This is a genomic window from Streptomyces sp. NPDC092369, from assembly GCF_044755245.1.
In the GTDB taxonomy this organism is placed as follows: domain Bacteria; phylum Actinomycetota; class Actinomycetes; order Streptomycetales; family Streptomycetaceae; genus Streptomyces.
In genome coordinates this window covers 1,199,953-1,224,893 of record NZ_JBIVQP010000002.1, presented here as the reverse complement: position 1 = coordinate 1,224,893, position 24,941 = coordinate 1,199,953, and the positions used below count along the sequence as shown (strand labels likewise).

Below are 24,941 nucleotides of genomic sequence, written 5' to 3'. Positions count from 1 at the left end.
CTCACTCACCCCCCGAATCCCGCAACGACACCACCGGATCCGCCCGCCGCAGCGCCAGCGCCCCGGTGACCAGCAGCGGGGCCACCGCCACCGCGGCGAGCAGCAACGCCACCTGGGCGACGGGCAGTTCGACCAGTACCGCCGGTACCGGTCGGGCCGCCTCGCCCGTCAGGACGATCAACGGGATCACCGCCCGGGTCAGTACCGCGCCGAGGGCCGTGCCCACGATCAGGGCCAGCGCCACCAGGACGCCCTGTTCGAGGGCGATCATGCGGGCCAGCCGGCGGCGTGGGGCGCCCAGGGCGCGCAGCACGGCGAGTTCGGCCCCCCGCTCCCGCAGCGACCCCGCCGCGCTCACCGCGAACCCGACCGCGGCCAGCGCCGCCGCCACTCCGGCCGCCGCGCCGAACGCCGCCTCCGGGCCCGCTCCGAACGGGTCGTCGCGCAGTTGCGCCGCCATCTCGTCCCGCACCACGACCTGCGCGGGATCCATGTCCGGCAGCGCCCGTAGCGCCGCCGCGACCTGGCCCGAGCCGCCGGCGTCGGTGCGCAGCCACCACTCCGTGGGCGTGACGCCGATGCCGTACCGGGACTCCAACTCCCGGTTCACGGACGGCAGATCGACCAGCAGGGCGCCGCCGTCCGTGTCGCTCGTCGTCGGCAACTGCCGTACCGAGTCCACGATCATCGCGGACACGGTCTGGCCGCCGAAGGTCAGGTCCACGCGCTGCCCGGTTCGCGCGCCCGCCGAGGTGAGGAAGCGGTCGGTGGCGACGGCGGTGACCTCGGGCGGGTCCGGTTGCGGGACCTGCACGCGTACGGTCAGCGCGGGAGCGATCCAGGCCTCGTCGGCCGGCACATACCCCGTGCCGTACGTGACGGTCGGCGGCCCGGACGAACTCACCTTCGCCTTGGTCGGGTTGGCGGAGTCGCCTGGCGTGGTCGACAGCCCGTCACCGTGCAGAGCCGCCTTCCAGCCGGTGGGCAACGGCACTGTTCGGGCCGTCCCGTCCGCGCCGGTGGCCGTCAACTCGCCCAGCACCAGCCGGTGTCGCTCCGACTTCCCGACCGGCTGGGGCAGCACCAGCTGCAGACCGGTGAGGGTGAGCGGGCCCGTGGTGGCGCCCAGGTCGAGGGTGTGCGGGCGCCCGTCGGCGCGGAGTTCGCCCACGGGTATCTCGTACGGGGTTCCGTACGTGTCCTCCAGCGTGGCCGTCACGTCCGCCGTGGTGCCCTGGCGAGGTGTGCTGAACAGGGTTGCGGTCAACCGCACTCGGGAGCTGTGCGCGGGCACCTTGGCGCCGGCCGCCGCGGGCACTCCCCCCAGCCCCCGCACCAGCGGCCCCACCGCCCCGGGCGCCAAGTCCCGGCGCAGCAGCACCCCTTCGGCCGCGTGGCGCGTGTCCAGCGCCAGCACGGTCGCCGTGCGGCTGTCGGAGAGGGGGAGTTCGGTGCGGACGGCGGGCGCGGCCTCTCGTACGTGGGGGAGGGCCGCGTAGGTGTCCGTGCGGCCGATGCCCGCGTCGCCCGCGCCCTGGATCCGGACCTGGGTGCCCGCGCCGAAGTCGGCCTGGTCGTTCTGCGAGCGGTCCCAGGATGCGCCCTGGCCGATGGCCAGCATGCCGAGGGCGACCGCGAGGACCAGCAGCAGGACCGGGCCCGCGCCGCGCATCGGGCGGCGGCTGAGCTGCCAGCCCGCCAGCGCCGCCGACAGACCGCGCCCGCCGGCCGCCCGGCGCTCCGCGAGCCGCGCCACCAGGGGCAGCAGCCGCAGGGTCAGGACCGTGCCGGCGAGCAGCGCGAGTGCCGGGGCAGCCACCAGCAGCGGGTCGATGCCGAGGGTGCCCGAGGTGTCGTCGGAGACGGCGCCCGTGGTCTGCCGGCCGAGCTGCCAGTACGCCACCCCGGCCACCGCCAGCAGCCCCAGGTCCGCGCCCGCGCGCAGCGGAGCGGGCAGCGCGCGGGACCGGCGCGGACGGAAGCCCTCGACCGTGAGGGCGGGCAGGGTCACCGCCAGCGCGCAGCCGAGGGCCACGCCCGCGGCGACCAGCCAGACCCCGAGCCGCCCGCCGGCCGGCATGTCCAGGTGCAGTCCGATCCGGGCCAGGGAACCGTGCCCGGCCAGCAGCCGGGTGAGCGGTCCCGCCAGCAGCGGCGCGCACACCACCGCGGGCACCGCGAGGAACAGCGCCTCCACGGCGGCGAGCGTCGCGATCCGGATGCGGGAGGCGCCGCGTGCCCGCAACAGCCGTGTCTCGCCGGTGCGTTCGGCGCTCAGCAGCCGCGCCACCAGCAGCAGCGCGCAGGAGGCGAGCAGGGCGAGTTGCAGCGCGATGATCAGCAGGGTCGAGCGGGAGACGAGCAGCGAGCGCTGGATCCGGTCGAGGACGTCGGGCAGGGCGGTGCCCGCGGCCGTCGTACCGCTGAGCGCGGGCTGTTTGCGCAGGGCCGCGCCGCCCGCGGTGGCGCTCGCGCCGAGCGCGTCGATCCGGGCGGTCGTCAGCGTCGAGAAGTCGGCCGACGCGAGCCAGGCCGAGGGACCGGCGCTCACCGCGCCGCCGGTGATGGTGCCGGGGGCGGCGAGGAGGGGACCGTACGTCGTGAAGCCGACCGTCCTGATGCCGCGACCGCCGAGGTCGTCCAGCTTCCAGTACGGGGCGTCCGCGGCGAGGGGGCGGTACAGGCCGGTGAGGGTGACGCGGACCTTCGGGCCGCCGAGGCGGTCGGTGAGGGTGAGCCGGGCGCCGGGCCTGAGGCCGAGGGCGCGGGCGGCGGTCTGGGGGAGGGCGGCCTCGACGAGGCCCTCGGCGGCGCCGGTGCCCTCCTGCTCCCCGGCCCCCGCCCGGGGCTGTCGCCCCTCCACGATCCGCACCTGCGTCGGGTCCAGCGCCGCGAGGTAGGTCAGATCCGGGTCGGCCGAGCGCTCGGCCGGTGCCTGGAGCGAGCGCGGCAGGGCGTACGGGCCCGAGCGCAGCAGCGTCCGCACGGTGACCGGCAGCCCGCCGAAGGTCCGCCGGGCTCCGTCCCGTACCGCATGGTCGGCGGCCGTGCGCCCCTCGGCCGGCACGTCGGCCTTGACGATCAGGGCGGTGTCGGCGGCGTTGCGGGGGTCCTGGAGGGAGTGGCGCAGGGCCGCGTCGTCGATGGCGGTCGAGTAGGCGGTGAGGGTCGCGAGGACCGCGGTGGTCAGCAGGACCGTGAGGAGGGCGGCGGTCAGCAGCAGGCGGTGGGCGCGGGCGCGCAGCAGGACAAGCCTCGTCACCGCACCGAACACCGTCACCCCGACCCCCCGTGGCCGCCTGGAAGTTGTCCAGACCTGCGGGTGATGCTTTCAGACGGAAGGCAATTCGGGTAAGCGCCTACTGCCCGAGCTTGACCGGATCGTGACGCGGAGGACCAGGTTCGACCGGGCCGGGTCGGTCCGACGTGTCCCGGCTCAGTCCGGGGTGTTCACCATCGAGGCCGCCGCGTACGTCAGGTACTTCCACAGCGTCTGCTCGTGCTCCTCGGACAGACCCAGCTCGTCCACGGCGTCCCGCATGTGCTTCAGCCAGGCGTCGTGCGCCTCGCGGTTCACCGTGAAGGGCACGTGGCGCATGCGCAGCCGGGGATGGCCGCGGTTGTCGCTGTACGTCGTCGGGCCGCCCCAGTACTGCATGAGGAAGAGGGTCAGACGCTCCTCGGCCGGGCCCAGGTCCTCCTCCGGGTACATGGGCCGCAGCAGCGGGTCCTCGGCCACGCCCTGGTAGAAGCGGTGGACGAGCCGGCGGAAGGTCTCCTCCCCGCCGACCTGCTCGTAGAAGGTCTGCTCCTGAAGCGTGCCGCGCCGGATCTCTGTCACGCCTCCATGGTCTCAGACGGGGTGGACCAGGACTCAAGACTTAGGTCTCGGAAGGAATCGGGCACCCACACCTCCCCGGTACACGCATCCCCGTACACGCAACCCCGGACCCGCACCCCCGGCACTCGCGTCCGCCCGTCCGCCGCAGCACAGTGGAGGGTATGAGCGCGTACGCACTCGACAAGGACCTCGCCGAGGCGGCCCGCTCGGCGCGGGCCGCGCTGGTGCGGGCGATCGAGGCGACCGGGGTGTGGGCCGGCGACCCCGTGTGGCGGGCGGCGTTCGAGGCGGTGCCGCGCCATCTGTTCGTGCCGTACTACTACGTGGGCGTCGAGGGCGGCTACGAGCGGCGCTGGGGCGAGAGCCCCGATCCGCGCACCCGGGAGCGGTGGCTGCGCGGTGTCTACGCCGACGCCCCGCTGGCCACGCGGCTGCGCGACGGCGAACTGGTCTCCTCCAGCAGCCAGCCCTCGCTGATGGCGATGATGCTGGCCGAGCTGGGAGTGAGGGACGGTGATCACGTCCTTGAGGTCGGCGCCGGCACCGGCTACAACGCGGCCCTGCTGGCCCACCGGCTCGGCGACGACGACCTGGTCACGACCGTCGACCTGTACCCGGACATCACGGAGGCGGCCCGGCAGCACCTGGCCGCCGCCGGTCATCATCCGGCCGTCGTGACCGGCGACGGCGCGCGCGGAGTCCCCGAGCGCGCCCCCTTCGACCGGATCATCGCGACCTGCGCCCTGACCTCGGTCCCGCACGCCTGGCTCGCCCAGTGCCGCCCCGGCGCCCGGATCCTGACCCCGCTGGCCACCGGCCTGCTCGCCCTGACGGTCCGGGACGCCGGCCATGCCGAGGGCCATTTCCTGCACACGCCCGCCTACTTCGTGCCGCTGCGCGGCGAGGGCAGACCGGACCGGGAGCCGGTACCGCTGGGCGGGGTGCCGAGCAGCGCCCGCGACCACGAACTGTTCCGCTTCCTGCTCGCCCTCAGCCGCGGCAGCCTCGACCCGCAGGAGGCGTACGCGCTGTGGAACCGCGAGGGCATGCCGGCGCGGGAGCGGTACGGCATCACGGTCAGCGGTGAGCACGAGTGGGCCTGGCTGGACGACCCGGAGGGGCCGTACGCGTGGCCCCTCGCGGGCTGAACCGAGCTGTCAGCCGCGGCGGACCGTGATCGTCGTCCACGCCCCGACGTGCACCCGGTCCCCGTCCTGCAACGGCACCGGCACGAAGGGCTGGATCGGCTCCTCGCCGCCGTTGACCGTCGTACCGTTCGTCGAGTTCTGGTCGACGACCGCCCAGCTGCCGTCCGGCTGCTGGACCAGCACCGCGTGCTGATGCGAGACGCCCGGGTCCTCCGGGGGCACCGCCAGGTCGATGTCCGGGGTGTCGCCGGTGGAGTGGCGGCGGCGGCCGATGGTGACCTGGTTGCCGCCGAGGGTGCGCTGCTGCTCGGGCGAGTACGCGGGCAGGTTGAGCCCCGCGGCCTCGGGGCCCGAGCGCTGCATCATCGCCATGAAGTACTCGCGGTCCGGACCGATCGTCGCCGTCCAGGTCGCGGGCTGCTGCGGTGCCTGCGGGAAGGCGGGGCCGGGCGGGGCCTGGGTCGCGCCGGGCTGCGGATAGCCGTAGCCACTGCCGGGACCGGGGCGCTGGCCACCGGGTCCGCCCTGGCCGCCGGCGGGCGGGGAGAGGACCCAGTCGTCGTCACCGCCGCCGAAGGGCTGACCGCCCTGCTGCGGCGGACGTCCCGTCTCCTGCGGGAAGGCGGGCGGAGCGGACTGCTGCTGGTACGCCTGCGGGGCGCCCGAGGTCGCGCCGGGACCGGCGGGCGGGGTGGGCCCGGGCGGCGGCGGGACCGGACGCGAGGGGTCGCCGTAGCCACCGGGCGGGTTGTTGTAGCCGCCCTGGCCGCCTGGCGGATTGCCGTAGCCACCGGGACCACCGGGACCGCCCTGGCCACCGGGACCACCCGGACCGCCTGGCTGGTTGCCGTAGCCGCCGGGACCGCCCTGGCCCCCGGGCTGGTTCCCGTAACCGCCCTGGCCGCCGGGTCCGCCCTGACCGCCGGGGCCCGACGGGTCGGTGCCGTACGGCGGGATCGGTTCTGCGGGCCGGTTCATCTGGGACGGGCGGGAGCCCTGGTACTCGTACGAGTCGGCGCCGCCGAACGTCGGCGGGGGTGGCTGCTGCTGATAGCGCGGGCCACCGGGACCGGGGCCGGGGCCGGGACCCGGGGGGCGCGGGGCGGCCGGGGTGTACGAGGTCGCGGTGTTCGTCAGGAAGTTCCACCGGCACTCCTCGCAGAAGGGCGCACCGCCCTCACGGGGCGTGCGGCACTGCGGGCAGAGCTCCGGCTCGGCGCGGTCCGGCACGGCGGACAGGTGGGACCGTCCGCCCTGACCCTGGCCCTGGCCTTGACCCTGGCCGGGCGGCGGGAAGCCGTAGCCGCCGCCGGGCGGCGGAGGCGGGGGCGGAGGCACGGCACCGGCCATGCGGTGACCGCAGACCTCGCACCAGTCGTCGGAACCCGACTGGTGTCCGTTCGGGCAGGTCGGCATGTCGGCTCGTCCCCCTTTCCTTCATCGGTTCTCGCGTTACTTCTTTACACGAACAGTCTTTGTGGACCGTGTCTCGAGAGTCATCTCGTCGGCCGACTCGACCTTCGCCTTCAGTCGCACAGTACCCGCCGCGGCATCGACCACGTCCACCACCTTCGCAAGCAGTTTCGCAGTATCCGCGTTTCCGGAGTCGCTCGCGAGCTGAACGGCCCGGCCCAGTTTGGCCGTTGCTCCGTCGATGTCTCCCGCTTTGCGTAGATCGAGCCCTTGTTGGATGGCTTGTGCCAGTTCGGCCTGCCCGGTGTAGTGGGCGACCTGAGGGTTGATCGACGTCGAAGCGGCCATGTCGTCGGTCCACATGGCCCGTACGAGCCCCTGGGCGCCCAGGTTCTGGGTGCTGCCGTCGGGCTGCGGGACCACCAGCGAGACCCGGGCGGCGAGCATCTCCTGGCCGATGCCGGCCGTGGGGACCTCGACGCAGACGTGGTAGTCACGGGACTCGTCTCCCCAGGAGCCCGTGGGGTAGTCGCCCGCGCGCGGTCCCGCCTCGGTGCGGCGTTCGGTCAACTCCTCGACCGTGGGCGCGACTTGCTTGACGAACTTGATGGTCGTGCCCACCGGCGTCCACACCCGCAGCGCGACGTCGGCGACCTCCTTGCCCATCGCCGTCTCCATCATCCGCGTGAAGTCGGCGGCGAGGGCGGCCGGGTCGGCGACGATGTCGGCCGTGCCGAGCAGCGCGGAGGAGATCGCTGTGACTTCTTTCACTTCCCAGTCGGTGCCCACGCCGCGGGCGTCACAGGTGAAACGGCCGGCGCAGGAGTCGAGCGCGGCCTTCAGGTCCTCGGGCGACTCGTGCTCGTTGCGTCCGTCGGTGAGCAGGATGCCGTGCCGGATCGCCACGTCCGCCGAGGACAGCAGCCGGTCAGCCAGACGCAGCCAGGTGCCGATGGCCGTGCCGCCGCCCGCGCTCAGCTTGCGCAGCGCCTGCTTGGCCTGCTCGCGGGTGCCGGCGTCGGCGACCGCCAGGCTCCCGCCGCCCGGGTAGACCTCCTTGGCCACATGGGTGCCGCCGATCACCGCGAAGTGCACCCCGTCCCGCAGGGTGTCGATCGCGGCGGCGGTGGCGTCCCGCGCGTTGCGCATCTTGGTCGCCGGGTAGTCCATCGAGCCGGAACAGTCGACCATGATCGCCACGGCCGCGGACGGCCCCTGCCCCGGCGCGTAGAGGTGGGGCGCGGCGACCGGAGTGCCGATCGTGCCGCCGCCGGTGGCGGTCACCGTGACGATCGCGTTGACCTCGTTGCCGTCGGCCGGCAGGTACTCGTTCTGGTACACGTCCACCGAGAACTGCGGCACGTTCGACTTCGCGAAATTGGCCATGCCTACTCAAATCCCCCTCAAAACCCCGCCGTTGGCAGGGCGATGACGTCATACGGACCGGTCCCCTCCGGTCCGCCCGTGCGCTGCCGTGCGTTCCCCGTGTACGGCCTCAGGCCGATCCTGCCCCCTGAGGCAGGGCCGGGAACGGCACGACGGCCACTGTTACGTTGTCGTGGCCCCCGCCGTCCAGGGCGTGGCCGACCAGAACCTGCGCGCTGTGCAGCGGACGCACGGCCGCGTCCGGCGGGACGACCTCGGCCATGTCCTCGGCCGCCTCCGCGTAGTTCCACAGCCCGTCGGTGCACACCACCACTACACCCGGCCGGTCCGGCTTGAAGGAAGCCGTGTGCGGCTCCAGTTCGTAGGCGTCCGCGCCGAGCCAGCCGGTGATCGCGTGGGCGCGCTCGTCGGCGTAGGCCTCGGCCTCGTTCATCAGGCCCGCGGCGACCATCTGCGCGGCCCACGAGTCGTCCTCGGTGAGCCGGGCCGGCGGCGAGGCGCGGTCCACCGGGACCCAGTAGGCGCGGCTGTCGCCGACCCAGCCGACGACCAGCAGTCCCGCGGTCACCACCGAGCCGACGATGGTGCAGGCCGGCGCGTTCTGGTGCGGGGCGTGCTCGCGGGCCGTGGCGGGCTCGTCGGCCAGCGCGTTGACGGCCTGCGAGGCGGCGACGATCGCGTCGTGCAGGGCCTGCTGCGGGTGGGTGCCGCGGGGCAGCGCGGCCAGCAGCGACTCGGTGGCGACGCGGGCCGCGGCGAGCGAGGCGTCGTCGGGGCGGGTCGCCGAGGAGACGCCGTCGCAGACGATCGCCACCGACGCGGGCGAGCCGTCGGGCAGCGCGGCGACGCCGATGCCGAACGCGTCCTCGTTGCGGTGGTGGCGCAGCCCCCGGTCGCTGACCGCGGCCAGCGGGCCGCACTCCTGCTCCATGTGGTCGCGCTCGCGGGGCTGGGCGTGCCCGCAGTTCTCGCAGTAGCCGTCCCGGTCCACATGGCCTGCCCGGCAGGCCACGCACACCTTGGCCTCGGCCGCCGGACCGGCCGACTCGGCCAGCCGCGGGTCCGGAGCCTGCAGCGGGTACTCGTCGGGCTCCGGCGGCCGGTCGAAGCGCACCCCGGAGGCCGGCGAGACCGGCGATCCGGTGGGCGGGCCGGTCGGCAGCCCGGCGGCCTGGGGCAGCGGCGGCGGGTGCTCCGGGGGCAGTGGAGTGCCGCCCGAGTCCGTGCCGGGCAGGTCCGTCGCCAGATGGGTCGCCCCGGGCGTGCTGGAACTGCTCGGCTCGGGGGCCACGGGCCAGGCCACGCCGTCGTCGCCGGACGGCACGTCCGTGCCGTTCAGCATGACCGTGGGGTGGTCGTCGGGTGGTGCGGGCACCGCGGACAGGTCGTATCCGCACGCACCGCAGAAGCGGTCACCCGACTCGAGCGGCCACTCGCAGCTCGGGCACGCGGACAGCTGGGGCATCTGCGACATCAGCTACACCCACGTCCGGGGGCGGTAACGGTTGGCACGTTCCACCAGGTCGATCCTCTCCTCGCCGCCCCGTGCCAGCCGGGCCAGCGTGCGGTACGAACGCTCCAGGCCGAAGCGGAGGCCCCGCTCGTCCAGGTCGCTGCCGAGCAGCACCCGCCGCGCGGGCGCCGAACCCTGGCCTCCGGAGAGTATCCAGTCCAGCGCGCTGCCGAGGACCTCGGCCGACAACTGCTCCCGGCGAGCCGGGTCAAGACCGTAGGCGTCCAGCGCCTCGACCTGCCCCGCGGCGGCGGTCAGGTCGTCCAGGAAGGGTACGTCCGCGGCGACCGCCGTGCGTTGACGCAGCCGCGCCCGTACGGCGGCCACGCGCGCGGCCGTGTAGTGGATCGACGACTCCGGCACCGACTCCAGCGTCCGTACGGCTCCGGCGCGGTCCCCGCCGGCCAGCTGGACGCGGGCCAGCGCGAAGGCGGCGCTCACATAGCTGGGGTCGGTCGACCAGACCAGGCGGTAGTACTCGGCCGCGTTGTCCAGCTGCCCCAGCACCTCCGCGCACAGCCCGAGGGCCAGCTTGGGGGCGATCTCGCCGGGGAAGGCGTCGTAGATCGCGTCGAACGCGAGCGCCGCGCCCTCCTGGTCGCCGGTGACCAGGGCGGCGGTGCCCCGGTACCAGACCACCCGCCAGTCGTCGGGGCGCTCGCTCTCCAGGGCCGCCAGGGCGTTCAGCGCGGTCGCCGAGTCGCCGTTCTCCAGCCAGGCGCGGATCTGCCGCAGCCGGGTCTCGGGCGACTGGGCCGGCGCGGCGGCGAGCGCCCCGAGCAGCTCGGTCGCCGCGGTGGTCATCAGACCCGCGAGGAAGCCCGCGTTCGGGTCGGCGGGGTCCACGTGCGGGACGGGCAGGGCGAGCGCGGCGGCCGGTGAGTCGACCGACTTGACCAGCGCGGGGGCGTCGCCCGAGGTCAGCTCGGGCTGCCGCCGGCGGAGTGTCGCCCGGGCGCCGAGGCGCGAGACCTCGCCGGTCAGCTTCGGGAACAACTCCGCGTCCGTGACCTTCAGTTCGGGCCCGAACAGCGTCGACAGGGCGGGGCGGGCGCGGCCCGTCTGCAGTGAGACGACCTCGCGCAGCACGCCCGTCAGCTGCTCGGCCATCTCCTGCGCGGAGGCGAACCGGCGGGCCGGGTCGGGGTCGGTGGCGCGGACCAGGAGCCGGTAGAAGGACTCGTACTGGCGGAAGACCTCGATGTTGTCCGGGTCGGGCAGGGAGTCCACGAAGACGTTCGTGTAGCCCTGGAAGTCGAAGGTCATCACCGCGAGGGTGCGGGCGACCGTGTACAGGTCGCTGGCCACCGAGGGGCCGACCTCCGCGACCTCCGGCGCCTGGTAGCCCACCGTGCCGTAGATGGCCGACTCGTCGTCGTCCATCCTGCGCACCGCGCCCATGTCGATCAGCTTGAGCTGGTCCTCGGTCTGGATCGCGTTGTCGACCTTGAAGTCGCAGTACAGGAGGTTGCGGCTGTGCAGATGGCCGAGCGCCTCCAGCGCCTCGATGCCGTACGCGCACGCCTGCTCCACCGGCAGCGGGTCGCGCTTGCCCTCGGGCGTGCGGCGGTCGTTGGCGATCTCCTTCAGCGACTTGCCGCCGACGTACTCCATGACGATGTAGCCGTCGAGCGAGCCGGTGCGCTGGTCGAGGTGCTCGACGAAGTTGTAGATCCGCACGATGTTGGAGTGCTCGATCTCCGCGAGGAACCGCCGCTCGGAGATCGCCGCCGCCATCGCGTCCTGGTCGCCGGTGTCCAGCAGGCCCTTGAGCACGACCCAGCGGTCCGACACCGCGCGGTCCACCGCGAGGTAGACCCAGCCGAGCCCGCCGTGCGCCAGACAGCCGACCACCTCGTACTGGCCGTGCACCACATCGCCCGCGGCCAGCTTCGGCGTGAACGAGTACGGGTTGCCGCACTTGGTGCAGAAGCCCTCCGTGCGCCCGGGTGAGTCGCCGCGTGAACGGCCCACCGGCGCCCCGCAGTCCGAGCGCGAGCAGAACCGCTTGCGCTCGGGTACCTCGGGCTTGTCCTGCACCATCGCGCGCGGATCGGGCCGCGGCACGTCCGGGACCTGCACCAGGCCCACGCCGAGCCGCCCGCGACTGCTGGCGCCGGTACTGGAGCCGGAGCTGCGCACCGACACCGAACGGCCCGTCGAGCCGCCCGACACGGAGCGGGACAGCCGTCCCGACACCGAGCGCCGGGACTTCGCCGACTGCGACGACGTACGCGAACTGCTGCGGCTGCTGGCGCGCGAACCGGCGCTGTTCGCCGAGCCCCTGCGGCCGCCGGTCAGCCCGGTGGCCGGTGAGTTGACCATCCCGTCCCCCGAGACGACCGGGGCCAGGCCGCACGTGTCGCAGTACAGCTCGCCGCCGCCCACGTCCTCGTACGTGCCCTCGCAGTCCGGCCGCTGGCACTTCTGTTCCGCCTGACTCATGACGACGCTGCCCCCTTCGAGTCGCTCATGCTCCCGGCCCCCTACGGTCCTGCGGTCCGCCCTGGTCCGCCGCGGGCGGGGCGGTGAGCAGTTCGGCCGCCGCGTGCTGGTAGCGCAGCACGGCCTGTTCGGCCACCCGCAGATCGCAGGGCGCGCTCCACAGCATGCGGCGGGCCGCGTCGTAGCGCTCGATGAGGAACCGGTCCTCGGCGAGCCCGTGCCGGGCGACCTTCGCCTTGTACGCGTCCAGCCGGCCGCGCAACTCCGCGCGGACCGCGAGCGGTTGGGTGACCGCGCTCAACGACTCGCGGGCGCGCAGCAGTTCGTCCTCCGCCTTCTGCTCCAGGGACTCCAGGAGCGGCGAGAGCCGGTGCCACTGGGCGTGCCTGCGGTACTCGGCGGCCGTCGCCAACTGCTCCTGCAGCGCGGTCGGCGGACCGCTGACCACCGGCACCTCCGTGGCGGCGATCTTCGCAAGCACCTCGCCGCGCGCGGTGCGCGCCTCGGCGAGCGTGCGGTCCGCGCGCGAGAGCACGTCCCGCAGCTTGACCAGCCGCTGCTCCGCGTCCTGCCGGACGGTCAGCACGGCGTCGATCTCGCGGCGCACCTCCTCCAGGGCGCGCGCCTCACGGTCGTACACCGTCGTGTCGGGCCGGCCGCCGCCCGGGGCCGAACTCCCTTGCGCGGCAACCCAGTAGGCGAGCGGGTCGGACACCACCTGCTCGCGCAGCGAGGTCAGGGTGCGGGTGATGCGCTCCAGGTCGTCGCCTGCCGGGTGCTCACCGGGGCGCACGCCGACGGAGTGGGCGAGCTTGCGGGTGCGCTGCAGCTCCGCGGCCAGTAAATCGATCCGGGCGGGCAGCGCCGACCACACCGCGTCGGCGGCGACGACCATGTCCAGGCTCGTCGCGTACAGCTCGTTCATCCGCTCCACGAGTGAGACCAGCGAGAAGCGGTGGCTGAGCTTGCCGGCGGCGGACCCCAGCGTCGGCGCGTTCGCCGTGGCCTCGGTGGACACCGAGCCGGCGACCGTGACGCACTCGCCGCGCAGCAGCTCCGTCAGCTCCACCAGGTCCTCACGGCTGGACCAGCGACGACGGGAGCGGATGTCGCGGGCGGAGCGCAACGCGTCGGTGTACGCGTCGAAGTACGCCCACAGCAGGGTGATCGACGCGTCCGCGGACGCCCAGCGCTCCTTGGTGGTGCCCGTCAGCTCGGCGCCTTCGAGGAGTCTGCGGCCCGCGTGGTCCTGGAGGGCGAGCAGCGAGGTCTCGACCGCCTCGTGCTCCGCGCCGAGCCGCGCCAGCGCACGGTCCACCTCGTCCCGGTCCATCACCGGCCCGGCGGGGTCCGTGACGCCCATCGATCACCTCTCGCTGCTGTCGTGTGCCGTCGTGTTGTCGTCGCGCCGTGTTCCGTCAGTCGTCCGTCAGTAGATGGTCGTTCACCGGTAGTGCGCCGTGGGAGGGGTCGCCGACGGCGACTTCTTCTCGCCCTGGTCCAGGGTGGCGTGCAGCCACTTCGCGTACGACGCCTGCCAGCCGCCGTCGTCGATGTAGTTCCGCAGGGTCCGGTTGACCTGGCGTACCAGATCGTCGGCCTTCAGGTTCATCGCCACGCCGTAGTACTCGTCGGTGAACGGCGCGCCCTTGAGCTCCACCGCCGGGTCCTGCGCGGCCTGGCTCGCGGCGAGCGCACCGTCCGTCACCACCGCGTCGACCTCGCCCAGCTGCAACTTCACCAGGCAGTCGAGCTGGTTGGGGACCGTCGTCGAGATGTCGGTGGAGGCCGGGATCTTGTCGCCCTTGTCCGCCGTCAGGTTGTCGAGCGCGGTGGAACTCTCGGCCGAGCAGACCTTCTTGTCGGCGAGAGTGGCGTTGTAGCCGGTGATCGTCGAGTTCTTGGGCGCCAGGACCTGCTGGCCGGTCCTGAAGTAGGGCGCGGAGAAGGCGACCTGCTCGATGCGGTCACAGGTGATCGTCATGGTGCGGACCACCATGTCGACCTCCCCGCTCTCGATCGCCTCTATCCGCCTGCTGGTCGGTATCGCCTTGAAGGAGACCGCGTTCGGGTCGCCGAGGATGTCCTGGGCGATCCGGTGGACGAGGTCGATGTCGAAGCCCTCCAGCGCGCCGGAGGCGTTGGTCGGGTCGAGATAGCCCCAGCGGTAGCTGTTGGTGTCGACGCCGACGATCAGCCGCCGGTCCTTGCGGGCCTTGATCTCGTCGATGGTCGTCGTGGCGCCGCCACCCGTCGGCGAGAGGCTCTGGTCCTGCGGGTTCGCGCACTCCTCCGCCTTGGCCTGCCGGCCGTCGGCGACGCCCTGTCCGCCGGTCCCGACGGAGCCGTCCGCGCCCTTGGACTGGGACAGGGGCAGCAGCACGAAGACCACGGTGAGCACGCAGGCGACCGCCATGGCGCCCACCCCGCCCCAGCCCCGGAGGCTGGATCGCAGACGCTGTGACAGACGGTGTGCGTTCATCCTCACGCCCCCTTTCGGAGCCCACTTCCCCCGACGCGACTTCCCCCGAATCCTGTTCATCACGGCCCTGTTCACCGGTACTCCGACAGCCTGCGCCCGATGCCGAGCACCGCGCCGGCCGCGGCCAGCACCGCCAGCACCGCGGCTCCGTACGGCAGTCCGTCGAACGCGTCCCGGCCGCCGGTCGCGGCCTGCTTGAACTCGGCCTGCTCATGTGCGAGTGCCTGTACGAGCGCCTTGTCGACGTTGTCGAAGCACACGCTCGTCGGGTCCTTGCCGACCCCTATGACCTTGTCCCGGGCCTGCTGGTAGTTGCCCTTGTCGTTCAGCCCCTGGGCCACCACGTGCCGGTCCTTCCACGCCTTCATGAAGCTGTTGGCGTCCGCGACCGGCTTCTCGCCCGCCGAGTCGTCGGCCAGGGAGTCGGCCTTGGCGAGCGCCGAGGCGAGCTCACCGATCTGGGTGTCGTAGCCCACCGCGTAGGCGTCCATGGTCTTGTCGCCGACCTTCTGGGTGTCGGCGCCCCGGCGGATCAGGCTGAGGTTCTCGTCGCTGCGGGCCGTCAGGGAGGCGATACGGGCGTCCTGGAGAACGTTCAGCGAGCGCACGCCGTGGTCGTAGGAGTCGTTGAGGCCGGCGCGGGCGACCGTGTGGCCGACGACCAGCCAGAGCAGGACCACCACGCAGGCGCCCGAGGCGGTGACCAGGCCGTGGTTCAACACCCGGTTGGTGCGCTGGTAGTTGCGCCGCTGGGCCCAGACCAGGGCGGCCAGCACGACCACGCCGAGGCCGAGCGCGGCCCACGGGAACGCCTTCGCGTCCGCGTAGTCCGACTGCAGCCGCTGGTTCTCCCAGGTGTAGAGGTCCTGGGCCTTCGGCAGCATCTGCTTCTGCATCTTCTCGTTGGCCGCGCGCAGATAGGCGCCGCCCACCGGGAAGCCCTGCCGGTTGTTGGCCCGGGCCGTCTCGACCAGGCCCTTGTACTCCGGCAGTTGCTCGTTGAGCTGGGCGATGGCCTTCGCCGATTCGGATCCGGCCTCCGAGTTGGCGGCGGCCTTGACCAGCTTGGCCGCCGCCTCCCGGATGTCCTGCTCGTACGCCGTGCGCGTCGCCGGCTTCTCCTGCAGGCCCGCCAGATAGCCGCTGGCCGCCGCGGTGTTGGCGTCGGCCAGCGCGCGGTAGATGTCGGCCGCGTCGGAGCTGAGCGGCTGGCTGCGGTTGAGGACGTCGTCGGCGGCGGCCGCCCGGTCCGCCATCTGCCAGGCGGTGATCGCGCCGAAGACGACGACGAGCAGGGCGAGCAGGGCGCCGATGATCCGCAGCCGCCCCGGCTCGGTGGTCGCGGCGGCGCGCAGCTTGTCGGCGCCCTCGGCGAAGGCCGTACGGCGCGCGGGGCCGGGCTCGGGCGCGGCAGGCGGACCCGACGGCGCCGCGGGCGGCACGGGCTGTCCCTGCTGCGGCGGCACGACCGGCATCGTGGGCAGGCCGGAACCCGGTGGCGCCGTGGTGCTCTTCGGCGGGTGTGTCACTTCGACCTCCCCCATGGTCATCGTCGCCGCAAGTATCGCCGCCCGCACTGACATCCGCACCGGCCTTCACTGGATCTTGATCCGATCGCAGCCGGTGGAGCGCGGTTCAGTAGCCGGTATACCGGTACGGCGCGACGCCCGCAGCACCCCCTGCCCATGAATACGCCGCAGGAATCAGTTCGGTTCCCGCGACCTCACCCCTCGAAGTGCGCCCGCACGCGCCGGTGCACCTCGGCAGCAGCCCCCACCCGGTCGAGCCCCAGCAGTGCCGCCCCCAGCACCGGGCTCGCGGTGACCACCAGCGGCACCGCCTTCGGCGCCCGCGCCGCCAGCAAATCCCGTATGCCGTCGTTGAGTTGGGGGTGCTGAGCGGCCAGCACACCGCCACCGAGCAGTACCGGCGTCTCCTCCTCCAGCAGGTCGAGCCGGGTCAGCGCCACCGTGGCCATGGCCACCACCTCGTCCGCCAGCCGGTCCACCAGCGCGCGGGCGACCGGGTCGCCGTCGGCCGCGACGGCGAACAGGACCGGCGTCAGCTCGTGCCGCCGCGCGTTCGTGACCTCCTCCAGGTGCAGCGCCTCGATCAGTTCGAGCATGGTGGTGCGGCCGAAGTGGGCGGGCAGGGCGTGCGCCAGCGCCGTCGGCTCGCCGCGGCCGTCCTCGGCCCGGGCGGCGAACCACAGGGCCTCCTCCGCCAGGCCCCAACCACCGCCCCAGTCACCGGAGATGCGGCCGAGCGCGGGGAAGCGGGCGGTGCGGCCGTCGGGGCGCATGCCGACACAGTTGATGCCCGCCCCGCACACCACGGCCACCCCGCGCGGCTCGGTGATCCCGGCCCGCAGGATGGCGAAGGTGTCGTTGCGGACCTCGATGCCCGCGCCCCACCCGCGCGCGTGCAGCGCCGCCGCCAACTGCTCCTCCTCCACCGGGAAGTCGGCGTTGGCGAGACAGGCCGAGACGTGCTCGACCGACTCCACCCCGGCGGCGGCGAAGGCCTGTTCCACCGCCGCCGCGACGGCGTCCACGGCCGTCCCGATCCCCACCGCGGGCGGCCGGAACCCGCCGCCGCGGGCCGTGGCGAGGACCTCCCCGTCGGCCGCCACGACCGCGACGTCGGTCTTGCTGTTGCCGGCGTCGACGGCGAGGACACGTGCGGTCATGCCCACGCGAGATGCTCCTGGTTGTGTGCGATCAGCTGGTCGGTGAGGGTCTCGGCGTACTCGAACTGGCCGATGAGGGGATGCGCGAGCAGCGCCTTGAACACCCGGTCGCGGCCGCCGCGCAGGGCGGCCTCCAGCGCCAGGTCCTCGTACGCGGTCACGTTGGCCATCAGCCCCGCGTACAGCGGGTCGACGGCGGCCACCGGCAGCGGGGTCGGCCCCTGCGAGCCGACGGCGGCCTGCACCTCGATCACCGCGTCGTCGGGCAGGAAGGGCAGCGTGCCCCGGTTGTAGGCGTTCACGACCTGGTACGGGGATCCGCCAGCGCCCAGCAGCGAGGCCGCGAGGTCCACGGCCGCCTCCGAGTAGTAGGCACCGCCCCGCTTGGCCAGCAGCTCCGGCTTCTCGTCCAGCGTCGGGTCGCCGTACATCGTCAGCAACTGCCGTTCCATCTCCGCCACTTCGGCGGCCCGGGAGGGCTTGGTGCGCAGCTCGCGGACCACCTCGTCGTGCGCGTAGAAGTAGCGCAGGTAGTACGACGGGACCACGCCGAGCCGGTCCAGCAGGACGCGCGGCAGGTGCAGGTCCTCGGCGATCGCGTCGGCGTGCTCGGCCAGCAGCTTGGGCAGCACGTTCTCGCCCTCGGGGCCGTCCAGGCGCACCCCGGTCTCCCAGGTGAGGTGGTTGAGGCCCACGTGGTCGAGGTGGATGTCCGTGGGCGCGACGCCCAGCATCCCGGCGAACTTCCGCTGGAAGCCGATCGCCACGTTGCACAGCCCGACCGCCTTGTGGCCGGCCTGGAGCAGGGCGCGGGTCACGATCCCCACCGGGTTGGTGAAGTCGATGATCCAGGCGTTCGGGTTGGCGCGCCGGACCCGCTCCGCGATGTCCAGGACCACCGGGACCGTGCGCAGCGCCTTGGCCAGGCCGCCCGCACCGGTGGTCTCCTGGCCGACGCAGCCGCACTCCAGCGGCCAGGTCTCGTCCTGCTGGCGGGCGGCCTGGCCGCCGACGCGCAGTTGCAGCAGCACCGCGTCGGCGCCGTCGACGCCCGCGTCCAGGTCGGAGGTGGTGACGATCTTTCCGTTGTGCCCCTGCTTGGCGAAGATCCGCCGGGCCAGACCGCCGACCAGCTCCAGCCGGTCGGCGGCCGGGTCGACCAGCACGAGTTCCTCGATGGGCAGGGTGTCCCGCAACCGGGCGAAGCCGTCGATCAGTTCGGGTGTGTAGGTCGAGCCTCCGCCGACCACGGTGAGTTTCATGTGGGGTTAACCCTTCACTCCGGTGAGCGTGACGCCTTCGACGAACGCCTTCTGGGCGAAGAAGAAGACGAGGATCACGGGGGCCATGACCAGTACGGTCGCGGCCATGGTCAGATTCCAGTCGGTGTGGTGCGCGCCCTTGAAGGACTCCAGGCCGTAACTCAGTGTCCAGGCACCCGGGTTCTCGGACGCGTAGATCTGGGGGCCGAAGTAGTCGTTCCAGGCGTAGAAGAACTGGAAGAGCGCGACGGCCGCGATGCCGGGCTTGGCCATCGGGAGCACGACCCGCAGCAGGGTGCGCAGTTCGCCGCAGCCGTCGACCTTCGCCGCGTCCAGGTACTCGTTCGGGATGGTCAGCAGGAACTGGCGCAGCAGGAAGATGGTGAACGCGTCACCGAACGCCATCGGGATGATCAGCGGCCACAGCGTGCCCGACAGGTCGAGCTGCTTCGCCCAGAACAGGTACATCGGGATGATGACGACCTGCGGCGGCAGCATCATCATCGAGATGACGAGCATCAGGGAGAGATTCCGGCCGCGGAAGCGGAACTTGGCGAGCGCGTAGGCCACCGGGATCGAGGACGCGACGCTGAGGACGGTGCCGAGACCGGCGTAGATCAGGGTGTTCTTCCACCAGGTCAGAAAGCCCGGGGTGTCGAAGACCTTCTTGTAGTTGCCCCACTCCCAGGTGTGCGGGATCAGGTCACGGCTGAGGGCCTGGGTGTCGCTCATCAGCGAGGTCAGGAACACGAACACGAACGGGAGCACGAAGAAGAGCGCCGCCGCCACGCCGAGCGAGTGGATCGCGATCCACTCCAGGAACGCCCGGCGGCGGGCCGTGCGTTCGGCGGGGGAGGCCGGGGTCCCCAACTCCACCGGCTTGTCCAGGACTTGGGTCATGGTCAGTCACCTGCCAGGTTGAGACCGCCCCGACGCCGCATCAGCAGCGCGGTGAACGCCATCGACAGCACGAAGAGGACGAGGGCGACGACACACGCGGAGCCGTAGTCGAAGCGCTGGAAGCCGAGGTTGTAGACGAGCTGGGGGAGGGTGAGCGTGGACTTCTCCGGGTAGCCGGGCTCGAACTGCGTGCCGGCGCCCTGGATCACGCCCGAGGCGACCTTCCCCGCGATCAGTGGCTGGGTGTAGTACTGCATCGCCTGGATCACACCGGTGACCACCGCGAACATGACGATCGGCGAGATGTTGGGCAGCGTGACGAACCGGAACCGCTGCCATGCCGAGGCGCCGTCCAGCTCGGCCGCCTCGTACTGCTCCTTGGGCACGTCGAGCAGCGCGGCCATGAAGATGACCATGAGGTCGCCGATGCCCCACAGGGCGAGCAGGGTGAGGGCCGGCTTGGACCAGGTGGGGTCGTTGAACCAGCCCGGCGCCGGGATGCCGATCTTCTCCAGGATCGAGTTGACCGGGCCCGTACCGGGGTTGAGCAGGAAGGCGAACGCCATCGTGGCCGCCACCGGCGGGGCGAGGTAGGGCAGGTAGAACAGGGTGCGGAAGACGCCCGTGGCCGTCTTGATCTTGGTGATCAGCAGGCCGACACCGAGCCCGAACAGCACCCGCAGGGTCACCGTGATCACGACCAGCCACAGCGTGTTGCGCAGGGCCGGCCAGAACAGGGGGTAGTGCTCGAAGACGTAACTCCAGTTCTTCGTGCCGCTCCACGTCGGCGGTTTGAAGCCGTCGTAGTGCATGAAGGAGAAGTAGATCGTCGAGATCATCGGGTACGCGAAGAAGACCGTGAACCCGATCAACCAGGGCGACATGAAGGCGAGCGTACGAAGCGCCGACCGGCGGCGCTTCGAGGCCAGTGTGATCGTGGACATCTACTTCGCCTGCGCGATGTCCGTGTCGATCTGCTTGGCCGTGCTCTCCAGGCCGGACTTGAGGTTCTTCACCTTGCCGCGCTCGAAGTCGTAGCCGAAGTTCTGGATCGTCACCAGGTACTGGCCGCCGTTGATGGAGGCCGGGCTGGTCGTCGAGTTGGGGTTCGCGGCGATGTCCAGGAAGGTCTTGAAGCGCGGGTCGTACTTCAGCTTCGGGGACTTCAGGGCGGCCAGTGTCGAGGGCACGTTGTGGATGTCGTTGGCGAAGCCGACCACCGCGTCCGTGTTCGTGGTCATGTACTTCACCAGCTCCCAGGCCGCGTTCTGCTTGTGGCTGGTGGCGGCGATGCCGGCGATGGTGCCGGTGATGTAGCCCTTGCCGTACTGGTCGGCCTGGTCGTCGGGGACGGGCAGCGGGGCCACGCCGATCTCGAACTTCGGCTTGGCGTCCAGGGCCATGCCCAGGCGCCACTCACCGTCCAGCTGCATCGCGACCTGGCCGGTGTGGAAGGGGTGCTTGGCGCCCCACTCGTCGCCGAGCGTGGCGCGGTACTTCTCCAGCTTCTGGAATCCGCCGAGTTCGTCCACGAGCTTCTTCTGCAGGTCGAATCCGGCGGTGAACGCCGGGTCCTTGGCGACGTTCGACTTGCCGCTGGAGTCGAAGTACGTGGGCGAGAACTGCGCGAAGTAGTGCTCGGTCGTGGTCTCCCAGCCGTGGTAGTTCGGCATGAACCCGAGCTGCTTGTAGCTGTCGCCGTCGGAGATCGTCAGCTTCTTGGCGTCGGCCTCGAACTCGGACCAGGTCTTCGGCGGGGTCTTGATGCCGGCCTTCTCGAACGCCGTCTTGTTGTAGTAGAGGCCGTAGGCGTCACCGAGCAGCGGCACCGTGCAGCGGTTGCCGTCGAACTGGGTGTACTCGTTCATCGCCTTGGGGAACGTCGTCTCCGGGTCGATGTCCGCCTTCTTGAAGAAGGGGTTGAGGTCGACCAGGGCGCCCGAGGAGCAGAACTTGCCGACGTTGTTCGTGGTGAACGACGAGATGACGTCGGGGGCCTTGTCACCGCCCGCGCGCAGCGCCTGGTTGATCTTGTCGTCGGTGACGTTGCCGACGATGTTGACGTGGATGTTGGGGTGGGCCTTCTCGAAGCCGGCGACCAGCGTCTTGACGGCCTTCACCTCGTTCGGCGCGCTCCAGGCGTGCCAGAAGTTGAGGGTGGTGTCCTTCGAGGCGTCGTCGTCGGAGCCGGAGGAGGACTGGCCGGTACAGGCGGTGGCCAGCAGGGCGATGGAGGCGGAGGCGGCGAGAGCGACGGCCGCTTTCCGGGACATTCCGGGCATGACAGGGTCTCCCAGGGACGGGGCGAGGTGGGCGAGGGAAGAAAGAGGAGGACGGGAGGGGCGGTGGGGCGTGGTGCGTGGGGCTCGATGGGGTTCAGCGCGAGGTGTCGAAGACCTCGTCGCGGGTGGTCGCGAGCGCGCTCTCCAACGCGCCGCGCAGCACGGGGTGTTCGGTGACGTCGCCGACGACGAGCCGGGGCCGGGAGGCGGCCAGCTCCTCCAGCTCGGCCTGGACCAGGGCGCGCAGTGTCTCGCCGCCGGAGGTCAGCGAGGCGCCGCTGAGGACGACGAGTTCGGGGTCGAGGACGGACACCAGCGAGGCGAGACCGGTCGCGAGGTGGGTCGCGTACGTCTCCAGCAGCCGCCGTTCCGGGCCGCTCTCGGTCTCGGCGGCGCGGGCGACGAGGGCGGCGGCGACCTCGGTGGTCGAGCCCGAGGGGATGTCCTCGACGCCGAACTGTCGGGCCAGCTTGGGGATCGCCTGCGAACCGGCGAGTTCCTGGTAACCACCGCTGTTGGCCTTGGTCACCTGCCGGACCAGGGGTGCGCCCGGCACCGGCAGGAAGCCGACCTCGCCGGCGCCGCCGGTCCAGCCGCGGTGCAGCCGGCCGCCGAGGACGAGCGCGGCACCGAGACCGCCTTCGTTCCACAGCAGCACGAAGTCCCCGTGGCCGCGGGCCGCGCCGAGCCGCTGTTCGGCGACGGCGGCGAGGTTCACGTCGTTCTCGTACTCGACCGGCATCGGCAGCGCGCCGGCGAGTTCGTCGAGCAGCGCCGGGGTGTGCCAGCCCGGCAGGTGCGAGGCGTAGCGCAGCCGGCCGGTGTTGGGGTCGAAGGCGCCGGGGGTGCCGATGACGAGCCGGTGGACGTCGTCCCGGGCCAGCCCGGCCGCCTTCACGGCCCCGTCGAGGGCGTCGGTGACCTGCCGGACCACGGGCTGCACCGGCCGCCGGCCCGGGGTGGTCAGTTCGTACGAGCCCACCGTGCGGCCGGTGACGTCGGCGACCGCGGCCAGGATGCGCTCGGGGGTGACGTCGAGCCCGGCGGCGTACGCGGCCGTCGGATTGACCTCGTACAGCTGGGCGTTGGGGCCAGGGCGGCCCTCGGTGGTGCCGGTGGCGAGCACCAGTCCGGCGGCTTCCAGGCGGGCCAGCAGCTGGGAGGCGGTCGGCTTGGAGAGGCCGGTGAGCTTGCCGATCCGGGTGCGGGAGAGCGGGCCGTGCTCCAGGAGGAGGTCCAGGGCGGCGCGGTCGTTCATGGCGCGCAGGACCCGCGGGGTGCCCGGCGTGCCGGCTGTTCCTGCCATGTGGGTCGCCACCTGCCTTTCGACTGCCCAGCTTCTCAGCGACCTCCGCTGGAAGTCCATCCGGTGATCATGTTCCCGACCATGTTCGCAGTCGGCGGGTGATCACTGTTAGGAAAGTTTCCTATTGGCTGGAAAGGAACGTAAGCCCGGTGCGAAGGGGGCGTCAATAGAAACCGCCCCCGAGGCAACAGACTCGTTACCTGGGGGGCGGTCGCGCGCCGGCGGGTCACTTCGCGGGCGTCGATGGCCGCTGCTGGACTATCGGCGACGCGGCCGCCGCCTGCGGGGAGTCCGCGTTGGCGTACACCGAGGGGGCCGCAACGGCCGCCGTCGGGTCGGGGGTCTCGCTGTCCTCGAGAGGGGCCGTGGCGCCGCCGACGATGCGGATGTCCGCCGCGTCGAAGGCCCGCTTGATCCGCCAGCGCAGCTCGCGCTCGACCGAGAGGGACTTGCCGGGCATCGTCTTGGCGGTGACCCGCACGACCATCGAGTCCAGCAGGACGCTGTCCAGGCCGAGCACCTCGATCGGGCTCCACAGGAGCTCGTTCCAGGGCTCCTCGGCGGTCATCTTCTCGGCGACCTCGTCGAGGGTGGCCTTGACCTTGTCCAGGTCCTCGGACGCCTTGACGGTCACGTCGACGCCCGCGGTCGCCCAGCCCTGGGAGAGGTTGCCGATGCGCTTGATCTCGCCGTTGCGGACGTACCAGATCTCGCCGTTGTCACCGCGCAGCTTGGTCACGCGCAGGCCGACCTCGATCACCTCGCCGGACGCGACGCCCGAGTCGATCTGGTCGCCGACGCCGTACTGGTCCTCCAGGATCATGAAGACCCCGGAGAGGAAGTCGGTGACGAGGTTGCGGGCACCGAAACCGATCGCGACGCCCGCGACACCGGCGGAGGCCAGCAGCGGGGCGAGGTTGATCTGGAAGGTGCCGAGGATCATCAGCGCGGCCGTGCCGAGGATCAGGAAGCTCGCCACCGAGCGCATCACCGAGCCGATCGCCTGGGACCGCTGCCGGCGCCGCTCGACGTTGACCAGCAGACCGCCGAGCGCGGTGCCGTCCACCGCCTGCACGGTGCGGGTCATCCGGTCGATCAGCTTGGTGATCGCCCGCCGCACGAAGATTCTCAGCACCCCGGCGATCACCAGGATGAGCAGCACCCGCAGGCCGATCGCCAGCCATGTGGACCAGTTCTGCTCGACCCAGCTGGCGGCGTTGGTCGCGCTTTCCTGGGCGTCCTGGAGCGAGGGCACCGCCGGGGTCGTCGACTCCGAGGGGGTCGGTGACGGCGACGGGCCGGCGGCCAGTAGGACGGCGGACAAGGACACGGCAGGTACCTCCAGGTGCAGCCTCCGCCCCACCGGCCGGCGGTCAAGGTCTCGGGCTCTCAGGTCACGAAAAGGTCACCGGCGGGACAGGTCCACCACACTATCGGGGCATCGCGCGAGGATTGTTGCCGTCTTCCGGGGAGGGACCGTGCCCGCGCGGGGAAGTACAGGTGGGAAGAAGCATTCCCCTCCCGGGGCATGCTTCGGATGTGGTCGAAAACACTCCCAGCCCGTTACCGGGACATGGTGGCGCTTCCACCAGGCATGAGGGGAGACTGGCTACAGATCGTCCCGGCGCGAGCCACGCGCCGCCGACGCACAAGGAGGCATCCGTGCCGCACGTCCTGGTACTCAATGCGTCGTACGAGCCACTCGGCGTCGTACCGCTCCGCCGCGCGCTCGTCCTCGTCCTGGAGAACAAGGCTGTCGCCTTGGAGGAATCCGGCGCCTTTATGCACAGCGCAACCGTCACTGTCCCCGCACCCAGCGTGGTCCGGCTCAAGCGATTCGTACGGGTTCCCTATCGGGGGCCCGTTCCTCTTACCCGGCGGGCGCTGTTCGCGCGTGACGGGGGCCGGTGCATGTACTGCGGTGGCGTCGCAACCAGCGTCGACCATGTCATTCCGCGCAGCCGCGGGGGCAAGCACGTCTGGGACAACGTGGTGGCGTCCTGCCGCCGCTGCAACCACGTGAAGGCCGACCGACACCTCTTCGAGATCGGCTGGCGGCTGCGCCACAAACCCGCCCCACCCTCCGGACTGGCCTGGCGCATCATCGGGACCGGACACAGGGACCCGCGCTGGATGCCGTATTTGCAACCGTACGGCGCGGAAGACGCTGTGGCCCGGATCGACGGCATATCCGCCTGACGATCCGGGCTTTCGCATATCCCCTGGTCAGCAGGGGTACGGCGGATGCGGCACCGTGCCCGGTCCGTCCTCGGG

General features: G+C 72.0%; 18 protein-coding genes. 2 read left to right on the top strand and 16 right to left on the bottom strand.

What is annotated here, in order from left to right; all coding sequences use genetic code 11:
* Window position 1: 1 nt before the first annotated feature.
* Together ACIQI8_RS15125 and ACIQI8_RS15120 are read right to left on the bottom strand one after the other, a co-directional pair.
* Entirely contained in the window at window positions 2-3,262 is a 3,261-nt protein-coding gene (locus ACIQI8_RS15125) for an FtsX-like permease family protein (protein ID WP_402349394.1), read from the bottom strand.
* Between the two features lie 174 nt (window positions 3,263-3,436).
* Window positions 3,437-3,841 carry a globin gene (locus ACIQI8_RS15120; RefSeq protein WP_124000028.1) on the bottom strand — a complete coding sequence of 135 codons (405 nt, stop codon included), beginning with the start codon at window positions 3,839-3,841 and terminating at the stop codon, window positions 3,437-3,439.
* A gap of 161 nt (window positions 3,842-4,002) precedes the next feature.
* Between ACIQI8_RS15120 and ACIQI8_RS15115 the strand changes: the two genes are divergently transcribed.
* Window positions 4,003-4,989, top strand: a complete 987-nt coding sequence (locus ACIQI8_RS15115) for a methyltransferase domain-containing protein (protein WP_402349390.1) — start codon at window positions 4,003-4,005, stop codon at window positions 4,987-4,989.
* A gap of 9 nt (window positions 4,990-4,998) precedes the next feature.
* Here ACIQI8_RS15115 and ACIQI8_RS15110 read toward each other — a convergent pair whose 3' ends face one another.
* The 14 genes from ACIQI8_RS15110 to ACIQI8_RS15045 form a co-directional block, all read right to left on the bottom strand.
* The gene (locus tag ACIQI8_RS15110; RefSeq protein ID WP_402349387.1) at window positions 4,999-6,405 is read right to left on the bottom strand and encodes an FHA domain-containing protein; all 1,407 of its coding nucleotides are present in this window, start codon (window positions 6,403-6,405) and stop codon (window positions 4,999-5,001) included.
* A 36-nt stretch (window positions 6,406-6,441) separates the two neighbouring features.
* Window positions 6,442-7,788, bottom strand: coding sequence for a VWA domain-containing protein (locus tag ACIQI8_RS15105; RefSeq protein WP_402349384.1), 1,347 nt, complete (start codon window positions 7,786-7,788; stop codon window positions 6,442-6,444).
* 109 nt (window positions 7,789-7,897) lie between these two features.
* The gene (locus ACIQI8_RS15100) at window positions 7,898-9,265 is read right to left on the bottom strand and encodes a PP2C family serine/threonine-protein phosphatase (protein WP_402350471.1); all 1,368 of its coding nucleotides are present in this window, start codon (window positions 9,263-9,265) and stop codon (window positions 7,898-7,900) included.
* Entirely contained in the window at window positions 9,266-11,746 is a 2,481-nt protein-coding gene (locus tag ACIQI8_RS15095; protein ID WP_402349381.1) for a tetratricopeptide repeat protein, read from the bottom strand. It abuts the gene before it with no gap.
* 25 nt (window positions 11,747-11,771) lie between these two features.
* Window positions 11,772-13,109, bottom strand: coding sequence for a hypothetical protein (locus ACIQI8_RS15090; RefSeq protein ID WP_402349378.1), 1,338 nt, complete (start codon window positions 13,107-13,109; stop codon window positions 11,772-11,774).
* A gap of 81 nt (window positions 13,110-13,190) precedes the next feature.
* Complete coding sequence (locus ACIQI8_RS15085; protein WP_402349376.1) at window positions 13,191-14,228, bottom strand: glutamate ABC transporter substrate-binding protein; 1,038 nt, start codon at window positions 14,226-14,228, stop codon at window positions 13,191-13,193.
* 71 nt (window positions 14,229-14,299) lie between these two features.
* Window positions 14,300-15,757, bottom strand: a complete 1,458-nt coding sequence (locus tag ACIQI8_RS15080) for a hypothetical protein (protein WP_402349373.1) — start codon at window positions 15,755-15,757, stop codon at window positions 14,300-14,302.
* A 194-nt stretch (window positions 15,758-15,951) separates the two neighbouring features.
* Window positions 15,952-16,923 (bottom strand): N-acetylglucosamine kinase, encoded by a 972-nt coding sequence (locus ACIQI8_RS15075; protein WP_402349370.1) that lies wholly within the window; start codon window positions 16,921-16,923, stop codon window positions 15,952-15,954.
* Entirely contained in the window at window positions 16,914-18,179 is a 1,266-nt protein-coding gene (locus tag ACIQI8_RS15070) for a 6-phospho-beta-glucosidase (protein WP_402349367.1), read from the bottom strand. The genes ACIQI8_RS15075 and ACIQI8_RS15070 overlap by 10 nt, the downstream gene beginning before the upstream one ends.
* A 6-nt stretch (window positions 18,180-18,185) precedes the next feature.
* Window positions 18,186-19,079 (bottom strand): carbohydrate ABC transporter permease, encoded by an 894-nt coding sequence (locus ACIQI8_RS15065; RefSeq protein WP_402349364.1) that lies wholly within the window; start codon window positions 19,077-19,079, stop codon window positions 18,186-18,188.
* Between the two features lie 2 nt (window positions 19,080-19,081).
* The gene (locus ACIQI8_RS15060) at window positions 19,082-20,023 is read right to left on the bottom strand and encodes a carbohydrate ABC transporter permease (RefSeq protein WP_402349361.1); all 942 of its coding nucleotides are present in this window, start codon (window positions 20,021-20,023) and stop codon (window positions 19,082-19,084) included.
* Window positions 20,024-21,361 carry an ABC transporter substrate-binding protein gene (locus tag ACIQI8_RS15055; RefSeq protein ID WP_402349358.1) on the bottom strand — a complete coding sequence of 446 codons (1,338 nt, stop codon included), beginning with the start codon at window positions 21,359-21,361 and terminating at the stop codon, window positions 20,024-20,026. It abuts the gene before it with no gap.
* A gap of 94 nt (window positions 21,362-21,455) precedes the next feature.
* Window positions 21,456-22,667, bottom strand: a complete 1,212-nt coding sequence (locus tag ACIQI8_RS15050) for an ROK family protein (protein ID WP_402349356.1) — start codon at window positions 22,665-22,667, stop codon at window positions 21,456-21,458.
* A 226-nt stretch (window positions 22,668-22,893) separates the two neighbouring features.
* A complete protein-coding gene (locus ACIQI8_RS15045; RefSeq protein WP_402349353.1) occupies window positions 22,894-23,997 on the bottom strand; it encodes a mechanosensitive ion channel family protein in 1,104 nt (367 codons plus the stop codon).
* A gap of 332 nt (window positions 23,998-24,329) precedes the next feature.
* Between ACIQI8_RS15045 and ACIQI8_RS15040 the strand changes: the two genes are divergently transcribed.
* Complete coding sequence (locus ACIQI8_RS15040) at window positions 24,330-24,866, top strand: HNH endonuclease (RefSeq protein ID WP_124000013.1); 537 nt, start codon at window positions 24,330-24,332, stop codon at window positions 24,864-24,866.
* The last annotated feature ends 75 nt before the right edge of the window (window positions 24,867-24,941 follow it).